The organism is Psychromonas sp. L1A2 (assembly GCF_009828855.1).
Taxonomy (GTDB): domain Bacteria; phylum Pseudomonadota; class Gammaproteobacteria; order Enterobacterales; family Psychromonadaceae; genus Psychromonas.
Window position 1 is genome coordinate 820,328 of sequence record NZ_WUAG01000002.1, and the last position, 12,804, is coordinate 833,131.

13 protein-coding genes are annotated in these 12,804 nt (G+C 36.3%); 3 read left to right on the forward strand and 10 right to left on the reverse strand.

Going from position 1 to position 12,804, the window contains the following annotated elements; all coding sequences use genetic code 11:
* Positions 1-21: 21 nt before the first annotated feature.
* Entirely contained in the window at positions 22-858 is an 837-nt protein-coding gene (gene cpdA, locus GQR59_RS13975) for a 3',5'-cyclic-AMP phosphodiesterase (RefSeq protein WP_160063705.1), read from the reverse strand.
* 185 nt (positions 859-1,043) lie between these two features.
* The gene (gene nudF, locus GQR59_RS13980) at positions 1,044-1,640 is read right to left on the reverse strand and encodes an ADP-ribose diphosphatase (protein WP_160063707.1); all 597 of its coding nucleotides are present in this window, start codon (positions 1,638-1,640) and stop codon (positions 1,044-1,046) included.
* A gap of 139 nt (positions 1,641-1,779) precedes the next feature.
* Here nudF and GQR59_RS13985 point away from each other — a divergent pair, with 139 nt between their 5' ends.
* Positions 1,780-3,099, forward strand: coding sequence for a TolC family outer membrane protein (locus GQR59_RS13985; RefSeq protein ID WP_160063709.1), 1,320 nt, complete (start codon positions 1,780-1,782; stop codon positions 3,097-3,099).
* A 104-nt stretch (positions 3,100-3,203) separates the two neighbouring features.
* Here the strand turns inward: GQR59_RS13985 and hldE are convergent, their stop codons facing one another.
* The 7 genes from hldE to ffh form a co-directional block, all read right to left on the reverse strand.
* Positions 3,204-4,634 carry a bifunctional D-glycero-beta-D-manno-heptose-7-phosphate kinase/D-glycero-beta-D-manno-heptose 1-phosphate adenylyltransferase HldE gene (hldE, locus tag GQR59_RS13990; protein ID WP_160063711.1) on the reverse strand — a complete coding sequence of 477 codons (1,431 nt, stop codon included), beginning with the start codon at positions 4,632-4,634 and terminating at the stop codon, positions 3,204-3,206.
* 135 nt (positions 4,635-4,769) lie between these two features.
* Complete coding sequence (locus tag GQR59_RS13995; RefSeq protein ID WP_160063713.1) at positions 4,770-5,138, reverse strand: DUF454 family protein; 369 nt, start codon at positions 5,136-5,138, stop codon at positions 4,770-4,772.
* A 161-nt stretch (positions 5,139-5,299) separates the two neighbouring features.
* Positions 5,300-5,650 carry a 50S ribosomal protein L19 gene (rplS, locus tag GQR59_RS14000; protein ID WP_025563547.1) on the reverse strand — a complete coding sequence of 117 codons (351 nt, stop codon included), beginning with the start codon at positions 5,648-5,650 and terminating at the stop codon, positions 5,300-5,302.
* Positions 5,651-5,691: 41 nt separating this feature from the next.
* Complete coding sequence (gene trmD / locus GQR59_RS14005; protein ID WP_160063715.1) at positions 5,692-6,438, reverse strand: tRNA (guanosine(37)-N1)-methyltransferase TrmD; 747 nt, start codon at positions 6,436-6,438, stop codon at positions 5,692-5,694.
* Positions 6,439-6,457: 19 nt separating this feature from the next.
* Entirely contained in the window at positions 6,458-6,985 is a 528-nt protein-coding gene (gene rimM, locus GQR59_RS14010) for a ribosome maturation factor RimM (RefSeq protein WP_160063717.1), read from the reverse strand.
* Between the two features lie 25 nt (positions 6,986-7,010).
* Entirely contained in the window at positions 7,011-7,259 is a 249-nt protein-coding gene (gene rpsP, locus GQR59_RS14015) for a 30S ribosomal protein S16 (RefSeq protein ID WP_025563544.1), read from the reverse strand.
* Between the two features lie 211 nt (positions 7,260-7,470).
* Positions 7,471-8,895 (reverse strand): signal recognition particle protein, encoded by a 1,425-nt coding sequence (ffh, locus tag GQR59_RS14020; protein ID WP_160063719.1) that lies wholly within the window; start codon positions 8,893-8,895, stop codon positions 7,471-7,473.
* A gap of 148 nt (positions 8,896-9,043) precedes the next feature.
* On the opposite strand from ffh, the gene GQR59_RS14025 reads away from it, so the two are divergent.
* Positions 9,044-9,832: a cytochrome C assembly family protein gene (locus tag GQR59_RS14025; RefSeq protein ID WP_160063721.1), complete on the forward strand. Its 789-nt coding sequence runs from the start codon at positions 9,044-9,046 to the stop codon at positions 9,830-9,832.
* 112 nt (positions 9,833-9,944) lie between these two features.
* On the opposite strand, the gene GQR59_RS14030 is transcribed toward GQR59_RS14025, so the two are convergent.
* Positions 9,945-10,658 (reverse strand): endonuclease, encoded by a 714-nt coding sequence (locus GQR59_RS14030; protein WP_236546775.1) that lies wholly within the window; start codon positions 10,656-10,658, stop codon positions 9,945-9,947.
* A 407-nt stretch (positions 10,659-11,065) separates the two neighbouring features.
* On the opposite strand from GQR59_RS14030, the gene GQR59_RS14035 reads away from it, so the two are divergent.
* Entirely contained in the window at positions 11,066-12,340 is a 1,275-nt protein-coding gene (locus tag GQR59_RS14035) for an HlyC/CorC family transporter (RefSeq protein ID WP_160063723.1), read from the forward strand.
* Positions 12,341-12,804: the final 464 nt, after the last annotated feature.

The window sequence follows — 12,804 nt, forward strand, 5'->3', positions numbered from 1 at the left end:
TTCCTCTTTTAGCTTTATATATTAATAACCTGTCGCATTTACATCAGTCTTAAATTCACCAATATCGATACGCTCAACTTGAGTGGTTATTTTACCTGATTTTGTTAATACTAAATAGCGATATCCCGGCGCATTATCATCAACAGCAAAATCATTACTTTTTGGTTTAAATTGCACACAGGTTGATGGACTCGTCAAATACCGAACCCCATTTTGTTCAACATCAAATTCTTGATGTACATGCCCAGATAACACTGCATTTACATTATCAAATTGACTGATTAAAGCGATAAACTGTTCATTGTTTTTTAATATATGTTGATCTAACCAAGCGGCGCCAACAGGAAGAATATGATGATGAACGGCTATTAGAGTCTGTTTATCTGGATATTGCTGTAGTTTATCTTCAAGAAAAGTGAGTTGTGATTCGCTTAAATGTCCATAAGGCACACCAGATACTTGAGAGTCTAATAATATAATTTGCCAATATTCACTAACAATTTGTTTTGCTTGGGCTAACCCTTCGGATAATAAAGAAGGTAACATAACTTCTTGCATATCATGATTGCCAGGTAACCAATAACAGGGCATTTTTAAGGTTTTAATACGATCACTAAAATCGATATAGGATTGAGCAGAATGATCTTGAGATAAATCACCAGTACATAAAACCGCAGCACATTTACCTGCATATCTAGTGGCGTGTTTAATCACAGCATCGTAACTTTCTACAGTTTTAATGCCTAATAAACCTTTTTCTCGATTAGCAAAAAGATGGGTATCAGTGATTTGTAATAACTTAATATCACCTATGGGATCTGCAGCTAAGGTTGCGACGCTCTGATTTACACCATTCATGTATTATATATTTCGCTCTTTATATAGTTAAAAGCACTACTCTTAATGGTAGCTTTCATTAAAATTCAAGCTATTTATTTTACCATTGTCAAAAAAATGAAATTAATAAAATAACTAAAAATGTCGGCAATGCCTCATTTTCATTAAATGAAACATTAAATTTGTATGAAAGCTTATGTATTTACTTAGATATTTAAGCCTTGTTTATAATTTAACTCTAACCATTGCAAACCAATTATTGTCGCTGCATTATCAATTTTCCCTGACTTTACCCATTGATAAGCTTGTTCACGAGGAACAACATGAACACGAATATCTTCGCCTTCTTCGTCGAGTCCAAAAACCCCACCTACGTTGGTGCTATCAACATTAGCAATAAACAGATCCAATGTTTCAGTTGTGCCTCCAGGACTCACAAAATAACTCAACATAAATTGACATTCTTCGATCACTAAACCTGCTTCTTCAAAAGCCTCTCGCTTTGCCACTTCTTGAGCATCTTCTCCTTTGTCGATCATTCCTGCGATTAGTTCCAATAACCAAGGCGACTGTTTACTTTCCATTGCCCCAAAGCGAAACTGTTCAACTAAGATAACCGCATCTTTTTCTTTATCGTAAGCTAATAATGCAGCCGCTTTACCTCTTTCAAAAAATTCACGTTGAATGGGCTTGCTCCATTCCCCTGAAAATAATTTATGCTTAAGTGTAAATTTATTGCATTTAAAAAAACCTTGGTAAAGTGGTTCAGAATTTAAAACCTGAACATCGTTTTTATCGTACATAAATACTCTCTTTATTTTCTATTTGCTTCAGGAAGTAACAATAAATAGTTTATATGATGTTTTTATAATATGCTTAACCTTATATTAACTAGCCTTACTATACATTAGAATAAAATATACATTATAGGATTCTATAACCATGACTCTAAAACGCTTATATATCGCTACATTATTAGGTTTATCCAGTATTGCCGTTAATGCTGATACATTAAAACAAGTCTATGAAACAGCTAAATACAAAGATCCTGTTATTCTAAAAAGCAAAGCTGAATATGATGTCTTTTCGGAACAAATCAATGAAGCTAAAGCTTCTTTATTACCACAAATAGGGTTCGGTTTAGATGCGAGCAAACTTGAATCAACCGATGATATTAATAACTATACGAACTATGGTGCAAGTATTGATTTAACGCAGTCCATCTATAATAGTTCATATTGGAAAAACGCAGACATTGCTGAAAAACAGGCAACTGAATACGCAACTATTTACGGTTATGCAGCACAAACATTATTATACAGAGCAGCTGTAGCCTATTTTGATGTTTTAAGAGCAAATGAATCAGTAAAATCAGTCGCTGCAAACAAACGCTCTGTTGAACGTCAATTAGAACAAACTAAGCAGCGTTTTGATGTTGGTCTAATTGCAATTACCGATGTGCATGAAGCACAGGCGGAATATGATAGAACCGTTGCAGATTTAATTATGGCAGAAAATACATTAGCTAATAATTACTATCTATTGCGAGAGTTAACTGGGGAAGATGTAAAACAAGTTGCTTACCTAAACACTGATACTTTCCAGCCACAACGCCTTGAAGACGATGTGACAAACTGGCGTAATAAAGCGTTAGAGCATAACTTAGATTTACATGCAAAACGCATTGCTAAAGATGTAGCAAAAATGAATATTGAGCTAGCAGAAACTGGGCATAATCCTACTCTAGATTTCACCATCGATGTGAACTATGACGACTATGACTATGAAAACTCGGCTAGAAGTTCAGTTAGTGGAACCTCTAGTACTTCAGCTGTTTTTGGGCTTAGTTTAGACGTCCCTATTTACACTGGTGGTGCAATTACTTCAAGAGTTAAACAAGCACAATACAGCTATGTGATGGCAAGCCAAGATTTAGTATCAAGTTTCCGTAGTACTGAAGCTGAAATTAATAGTGGTTATAACAACGTTCAAGCATCTGTTAGCTCTATACGAGCTTATGAACAAACTGTTATTTCATCGAAAAGTGCATTAGATGCAGCAGAAGCAAGCTTTGAAGTAGGTACCCGTACAATTGTTGACGTATTAGATGCAACAAGAAACTTATACGAATCTGAAAATTTATTAGCTAACGCTCGTTATGATTACATCATCAATATGATTCAATTGAAACTATCTGCAGGTACATTGTCTGAACAAGATATTTTTGATATTTCAGCAGGATTGGTTGAAGCCAAAAAATAATATACAACTGTTTAATATTATTGAAATAAAAAGGGAAGCAGGTGCTTCCCTTTTTATTAGTATTTTAATGACTTTATAAAAGCAATCAAAAAATAAAGTTGAAACTAAAGCTCATTACGGATTGTTTTAATAATTTCAGAAGTAGAGCAGCCATCTTTAAATTGTAATACTCTCACTTCTCCACCATTAGCAATAACTTCTTTACCGCCAGCAATCTCTTCTGGTTTGTAATCACCACCTTTGACTAATAGATCCGGTAACACACCAGCAATCAGTCGTTGTGGCGTTTCTTCAGTAAATTCAACAACCCAATCAACAGCACCTAACCCAGCTAACACAAGCATTCGTCGATCAACAGGATTAACCGGACGACCTTCACCTTTTAGACCGCGAACCGACTGGTCACTGTTAACAGCAACAATTAATCGATCGCCTTGCTCTCTGGCAGTATTTAAATACGATACATGGCCTGCATGTAAAATATCAAAACAGCCATTAGTCATTACCACTTTTTCACCACGGTGCTGTGCAAGTTTTACGGCAAGCTTTAATTGTTCTTCAGTTAACACACCAAAACCAATTTCTTGTTGGCTATAAACTGCATTAGCTAACTCAATCGTATTAACCGTTGACGTTCCTATTTTACCTACAACGACCCCAGCACCTGCATTAGCTAATGCGCAAGCATCTTCAAAACTGCTTCCTGCTGCGATAGAAGCAGCTAAGACAGCCATAACCGTATCACCCGCACCTGTTACATCAAAAACTTCTTGTGCTTGCGTCGGTAGGTGAAATGGAGCAGCATTTTCACGAATCAATGTCATCCCATGCTCACTACGGGTGACTAACAAAGCTTCAAGTTGTAAATCGATAACTAATTGAGTTGCACGATCAAATAATTCTTGATCGGTTTTACAATACCCAACGACTTCTTCAAATTCAGATAAATTAGGTGTTAATAATGTTGCGCCGCGATATTTTTCAAAGTCAGAGCCTTTAGGGTCGACTAACACTTTAGCTCCGCGACTTTTTGCCAATAGGATCATATTCTGTATATCTGATAATGAACCTTTATTGTAATCAGAAAAGACAACTACCGGGCTTTCACCCGTTAGAGCTCTATCCATGTTATTCATTATTTTAGTACTATCAACTTCTGCAAATGATTCTTCAAAATCAAGGCGAATCAATTGTTGATGACGGCTTAACACGCGCAATTTAGTAATAGTAGGTACATTAGGTACTGTAATAAAATCTGTTTTTATATGCACTGAACGTAAACTGTCTTGAATAGCTTGTGCGGCTTCATCGTCACCAACTAACCCAACAACGGTTGAACTCGCACCTAACGCAGCAATATTTAATGCAACATTAGCAGCTCCACCTGGTCGTTCTTCTATTTGCTTTACATTTACGACAGGTACAGGCGCTTCAGGAGAAATACGGGTAACAGGTCCATGCCAATATCTATCTAACATGACATCGCCGACCACTAACACATTGGCTTGTTCATATTCAGGTAAGGTAATTTTCATTTTATTATTCTCTAATCGGTATATCAACTAAGATTATCACAGACATTATAAAATCACATTTTCAAAACCGAGTATTTTAAATTTTACGTAATAAATCAGTAAAAAAGAGAGGTAATTAAATAATAGAGATAAGGATTAAGACTCAGGTAGCTTTTTCATACAAAAAAGTAATATCAACATCAGCACAACTAACATCAACTGTAGTGTAGTTTGTCCAATCAATAAAATAGAAATTAGAAAGCTAACCACGATACTTAAATAAATAGCTGGTTTACGTTGTTTATTTATTTTTTTATGAGCTTGCCAATGTCTTAAATCATCACCAATACCTGGTAAATTTAATAACCATTGTTGAAATCTTGGAGAGCTTTTAGAAAAGCCAAATAACGCGAGTATAAAAAAAGGAGTTGCAGGTAACAAAGGTAAAATAATACCTAATAGTCCTAACAAAGTAGCAAAACAGGCAATAACAAATAATAGATATTTTATTAAATTTTGTCGCATAAATTTTGCCTTAATTTTTTAGTTGATTTATCTGTTTGAGTTATTTTAGTTGAAGGTAAAAAAATTTCAAAAAAAAGGTCTGCATTAAGCAGACCTTTTTATTATAGCAATTTTGCAACTTACATTTTCCAGCCAATATTAATTAAGCTGAAAGAATGAAATTACTTACCTAGCTTCTCTTTAATACGAGCAGCTTTACCAGTAAGTTCACGTAAGTAGTAAAGTTTAGCTTGGCGAACCAGACCGCGACGTTTAACTTCAACGCTTCCTACAAGTGGGCTGTGAGTTTGGAATACACGCTCAACACCTTCACCGCTCGAGATTTTACGAACTGTGAATGCTGAATGTAAACCACGGTTACGCTTAGCAATAACAACACCTTCAAATGCTTGAAGACGCTCTTTTTCACCTTCTTTTACGCGAACACGTACAACAACAGTATCACCTTGAGAGAACTTAGGGATGTCTGTGCGTAGTTGTTCGTTTTCAATTGCTTGTAAAATATTACTCATTTTAATACCTTTTAATTCTAGTTAACTAATAACATCGCTGTTTAGTTGGAGCCACTATCCAGAGCAGCAAGCAATTTTGCTTGCTCGTCAGTCAGAGCTAGATCTTTTAATAAATCGGGTCTTCTTTGTTTCGTGCGTTGTAATGATTGAGTTAATCGCCATTGACGAATTTTCTCGTGATCACCACTTAATAAAACACTTGGCACTTGTTTTCCATCTAATACCTCAGGTCTTGTATAGTGAGGGCAATCAAGCAAACCATCCGCAAAGGAGTCTTGCTCAGCTGATTGACTATGACCCAAAACACCCGGTACAAAACGTACCACAGCATCCATTAAAATCATTGCCGGCAGCTCACCACCACTTAACACATAATCACCAACAGACCATTCTTCGTCTATTAAGCTTTCGATAATGCGTTCATCTATGCCTTCATAGCGCCCTGCCACTAATATCAAAGCTTGAGAGCTTGATAAGGACTGAGCACCCTGATGGTCTAAACGTCGACCTTGAGGAGAAAGGTAAATCACCTTTGCCTCGTGCCCTGCTTCTCTTGCGCTCTGTTTTGCTGCGTTGATTGCATCCCGTAAAGGTTGCACCATCATCAGCATCCCAGGCCCACCACCATAGGGACGATCATCGACCGTTCTATGTTTATCTAATGTGAAATCACGTGGATTCCAACACTCGATAGAGAGCAAGTTATTTTTAATCGCACGACCTGTTACCCCATTCTCGCTAATGGCCCGAAACATGTCCGGGAAGAGGCTAATAACCCCTAACCACATAACTTTTCTCCCAGGGTAATTAGAAATCAGGTTCCCAATTAACTGTAATTAGTTGGCCTGTAATATCAACATTCAATACTACTTGCTCTTCGATGAACGGAATTAACCGTTCTTTTTGACCAAAAGCATCATTCGAGTTGGCTTTTACAACAAGCACATCTTTAGAGCCTGTTTCCATCAAATCAGTGACAACACCAAGATGATAACCTTTGTCAGTATTAACCTGACACCCGACTAAATCGCGCCAATAGTAGTCTGTTTCCAATTCAGGAAGGCCAGATGGGTCAACAAGAAGGTCAAGGCCAACTAGGGCTTGCACTTCTTCACGAACATCATAACCAGCTACTTTTGCAACAAAACCTTTATTGTGGCGCTTCCATTCAGTGATAGTCACTTCTTGAAATGCCCCATTTGATTTCATTAACAATGGCTTGTATTGAAAAATGCTTTCTGGATCATCGGTGTAGGAGTGGACTTTTAACCAGCCTTTGATGCCATATACTGCACCAAATTTGCCTATCTCTATTGGTTGTGCTTTATCGCTCACCTATATCTCCTTCACCTAACTGCAATTAAGCAGCTACGGCGTTGTCTTTTACTAATTTAGCTACACGATCACTTAGCTGTGCGCCAAGACCAACCCAATGGTTGATGCGATCTGTATCTAAACGTAATTTTTCTGCTTGACCTTGTGCAGTTGGGTTAAAGAAACCAACTTTTTCAAGGAAACGACCGTCACGTGGGCTACGGCTATCAGTTACTACCACTTGGTAGAATGGGCGTTTTTTAGCGCCACCACGAGCTAAACGAATAGTTACCATATCGTCCTCTATATATATTGTTAAACGTCGAAAGTCAGTGAATTCTGACCACCTGCTTCTGTAGAAAGCCGCAAAATTATACTCTTATTTGAGAAAAGAACAATCAAAATCACAGTTTACAAATCATTCAAAGTATGAAAAAACAAAAAGCCCCGTTGAATTTGATTCAACGGGGCTTTTAGCTCACTTTAGTAATTGAATTTACTAATGATTATTTTTTACGAAACCCACCTAAGCCTGGTGGCAATCCAGCACCGCCACCCGCACCGGGCATACCACCGCCCATACCGGGCATCATGCCTTGCATACCACTCATCATTTTACGCATGCCACCGCCTTTACCTGACATTTTTTTCATCATTTTTTGCATTTGCGTAAACTGTTTCAGTAATTTATTAACATCTTGAATTTGCGTTCCAGAACCAGCAGCTATACGACGCTTACGTCCACCTTTAATAATTTCAGGTTTAGCACGTTCTTTTTTACTCATTGAGTTAATGATCGCTTCCATTTGATTAGTTGCTTTATCATTTACTTGGTCTTTCATGGCATCTGGAATGTTAGACATACCTGGTAACTTGTCCATCATCCCCATCATGCCGCCCATGCTCTTCATTTGCACTAGCTGGTCACGGAAATCTTCTAAATCAAAACCTTTACCTTTTTGAACTTTTTTCGCTAATTTAGCAGCTTTATCTTTATCAACTTTAGTTTCCAGTTCTTCAATCAATGAAAGAACGTCGCCCATACCTAAAATACGAGAAGCGATACGATCTGGGTAGAAAGGTTCTAATGCATCAATTTTTTCCCCCATACCGATAAACTTAATAGGTTTACCTGTGATATGGCGAATTGAAAGTGCAGCACCACCACGCGCATCGCCATCGGCTTTAGTTAAGATAACACCGGTTAATGGTAATGCTTCGTTAAATGCTTGCGCAGTATTTGCAGCATCTTGACCGGTCATCGCATCAACAACAAATAGTGTTTCTATCGGGTTAATTGCTTGATGAAGATCTTTAATTTCATCCATCATCTCGCCATCGACATGCAAACGTCCTGCCGTATCGACAATCACTACATCAATAAATTTCTTTTTCGCATGTGCAATCGCAGCATTCGCAATATCAATTGGCTTTTGGCTAATATCACTTGGAAAGAACTCAACATCAACTTCAGCAGCTAATGTTTCCAATTGCTTGATCGCAGCTGGACGATAGATATCGGCACTTACTACTAATACCGATTTCTTTTCTTTGTTTTTTAATAATAAAGACAGTTTAGCAACAGAAGTCGTTTTACCCGCCCCTTGTAAACCTGCCATTAATAATACTGCTGGCGGTTGTGTTGCTAGGTTTAAGTTTTCATTAACTTCCCCCATCGCCAGTTCAAGTTCATTTTGTACAACTTTAATAAAGGCTTGGCCAGGGTTTAAACTTTTGGCAACTTCTTGTCCAATGGCACGTTTTTTAATTGCTTGAATAAAGTCACGAACAACAGGTAATGCTACATCCGCTTCTAATAATGCCATACGCACTTCGCGTAACGTGCCTTTAATGTTATCTTCTGTTAATCGACCTTTACCACTGATACTTTTCAGTGACTTCGATAATCTGTCCGTTAAATTCTCAAACATGTTTAAGTCTCATAGCTATAAATTATTAGGATTTTGTACATTATACGCATTTATGCTTTTTCAAAATAGTATTAACTTCTCATCCGTCCAATAAAGCTTATAATGTGTGCACTTAAAAGACTCATTTTATGAAAATAGGTATCAATATATGGATCAACTAGCAATTATCAGTGTTGTGTTTTATTTATTAAGCGGCTTACTTGCTGGCCGACAATTATTCTCCGCTCAAATAAAGTCCAATTTATATATAGTTGTTCTTTCATGTATTGCTTTATTAAGCCATGCACTTTGGTTATATCAGAACATTTTACTCATCAACGGACAAAATTTACCGATTCTTAATGTGGTGTCATTAGCTAGTTTTGTCATTGCTGCCCTCTCATTAATCATGAGTAAAAAATTAAATACAGGCTTATTGTTACCGATTGTTTATGGTTTTAACATTATTAACTTTGTTGCAGTCATGTATTTACCTAGCCATTACATCACTCATTTAGAAAATCATCCAGGCATTGGTTCTCATATCATTTTAGCGATATTAGCCTATGCAATCACCACTATCGCTAGTTTATTTGCCTTACAATTAGCTTATGTAGACTATCGATTAAAAAATCATAAATCACCTGTGACCAGTATAAATTTGCCACCACTAATGACCCTTGAAAAAAGTCTATTTCAACTTATTTTAATTGGTTTTATCTTATTAAGTGGCACATTAATTACTGGATTTATATTTTTACAGAATATGTTTGGTTCAGAAAGTGGGCATAAAGCGATACTGACCATGGTCGCTTGGGTTATCTATGCGACATTATTATGGGGTCGTTATAAAAAAGGATGGCGTGGACGTTTAGTTATTTATATCACGATTGCAGGTTCATCGTTACTCACACTCGCTTATTTTGGTAGTCGTGTTGTACGTGAAATAATTTTATAAAGTGCCCTACCTTAAAATATCTAAATGATTAAACCGCTGAATTAATTTCAGCGGTTTAATTTTATCTAGGCTGATCTTGACTAAAGTCATTAAAAAAGAATAATTAAAAAGTTTAATTATAACCTGCTTTTAAGCAGCTGTTTTCTACCACTTCATTATGATTACCTTGTACCTTTTGAATGCGTTTGGCTCTCTCACATTCCCATTGGTCAACAGGATAAGTTTTATCCCAAGCATTCATTAATTGACGCTGTTGACTACTCATTTTGTAATTGGCATACAGACTATCCATGTACAAATAAGTACGAGCAATAATACCGCGACTAGCTGTTGGTGGTTCTACTTTACGGTTATCTATTTTAACGGCACAACTACCAAAGCTATTATTTATAGAGCCCAACATAGCAAAGTTATAATTACTACGGCTGGCATTAACAGAACCAATGGCAGGATAAAGGTTGTACATATCTGCTTGCATATATCTAAACTCAGAATTTGCTTTTTCTGCACATCTGCGGCCTTTATAAGCCTTTCCTTTACTATTTACACAGACTTCAGCACCTGTACGCCATTCTCTAAAATTACGCCCAAAGTTTTCTGCAGGCACGACATGTTCCCACTCTACGCGCTTTGCTCTTTTTTGATATTTGATACTTTCAAAGCCATTGGGCGGCGTAATATTTTTCTTACTATCGAACTCTGCTTGGCAATATAAGGTATGGCGCTCTTGAGAGGTTAAATAAATTTCTTTTTCTAGTTTCTTTTTAGCGCTTGAGAAAGATTGTATTTGAGTATTTTCTGCATTCACGAATAATGAGAAAGGCAATAATGATAAAACTATTAATGATTTGATAATTATAATCCATTAGACAAAAGGGAGTATTATCTAATTTTACGCAGGTAAGATACAAGCCATTATATGAAATAAAATCATTGTGTTAGCTGTTATTAGAGTAAGATAAATCACCATAAAAGTAACGCATCGCTAATAAGTTTGAAATATTGGTAAAGATTGATGACAGTTATTCGTATTTTTATATTAATGAACGGATTATTTCGACATATAATGAATACATAGACTTAATTCTATTATTATGTGGAGTAAGTCGATTTCTATCGAAAATGAGTTTTTTATAACAATATTTAGCAAATCTACTTTGTTATATCTGCTTTTCTTCGATAGTATCAGGTCAATTATATTTAATTTTTTTATAGCAACTATCGAGAGAACTTTTGAACGACATACCCATTAGTGCACTATTTATAAGCTTAGTTATTTTAATCATTATTTCAGCTTACTTCTCTAGCTCAGAAACAAGCATGATGTCTTTAAACCGCTATCGTTTACGTCACCTAGCGGCAGATAAAAATAAAGCTGCACTACGTGTAGAAAAACTATTAAGTAAGCCAGATAAATTAATCGGCTTAATTTTGATTGGTAATAACTTAGTTAATATTTTAGCGTCCGCTATTGCCACTATTATTGGTCAACGTTTATTTGGTGATGCCGGTATTGCGATCGCAACCGGTGTATTAACTTTTGTAATTCTTATTTTTGCTGAAGTGACACCTAAAACATTAGCCGTTATCTACCCAGAAAAAATCGCCTTCCCTAGCTCTGTATTATTAGCGCCATTGCAAAAATTACTGAGCCCATTTGTTTGGTTTATTAATGGCATTTCTAACGGGCTACTAAGAATTTTTGGAATTAGCCTGCACAATCAAAATGATAATGCACTTTCAAGCGATGAGTTACGTTCAGTCGTTCATGAAGCGGGCTCTATGATCCCAGAGCATCACCAACAAATGCTATTGAGTATTTTAGAGCTAGAAAAAGTTACTGTAGATGAAATTATGGTACCGCGTAATGAAATAGCAGCGATCGATATCAATCAAGATTGGGAGACTATTTTAAAGCAATTAAGACATCGGACTCATACCATGACCTTGTTATATCGAGACACTATTGATGACTCAATAGGTTTTTTACATGCTCGAGATTCATTACTGATCTTATTAAAAGAAGAGTTTACTAAAACAACCTTATTAAGGAGTGTACGTGAACTTTACTTCATCCCTGAAGGTACGCCACTCAATACACAGCTGATCAAATTTCAACAAAACAAAGAACGTATAGGCTTAGTTGTAGATGAATACGGTGATATTCAAGGTCTAGTAACGTTAGCTGACATATTAGAAGAGATTGTCGGTGACTTTACTACAACACGTGAACCACATAGCTCTGAAGAAATTCATAAACAACAAGATGATAGTTACATCATTGAAGGTAGCTTGGGCATTCGAGACTTAAATAAAGAAATGGGCTGGTCTTTACCCACTGATGGTCCTCGTACTCTGAATGGTTTAATTCTTGAACACCTTGAGACAATCCCAACATCTGCAGTTAGTACACGTATCTGTGGCTACCCGATGGAAATAATAGAAGTTGAAAACAACATGGTTAAGTTGGTAAAAATCATTCCTCAGCTTTATACAGAAGAAAATTAAGAATACCGATTACATTAAACATATTCTCTACATTTTGCGCTGGAAAAAACAGTTCAATTCAAGGTGTAAATGGCCACTCCCTTTGCGAAATTTACAACGAGAAAGTGGGCTGTTTTAACCAGTAAAATAGATAAGCTACTTATTGTGATTGGTATAAATCCGTTTATTTAAATGATTCAGTTCAATAAGACTAAAGGCAAACCTCATGGTTTGCTTTTTTGCCTCTAAGCCTCTTCAATATCTGCACCTTTAAACTCGAATAATTATTTTACTTTCTTGCCTTTAAGGCGTTTATACCAATGGAATTAAATAAGTGTTCAGGGATTGCGCAGGAAAAATTAACACTAATAAGGCGTGGGTTGTAGGAGATAGTTGATCTCACTTCAAAACTCACAACGCAGTTAGAGTTGATTTTAACCAGCAAGAATGATCACCTTATTAATTCTTTTGGTATTATTTAAAAA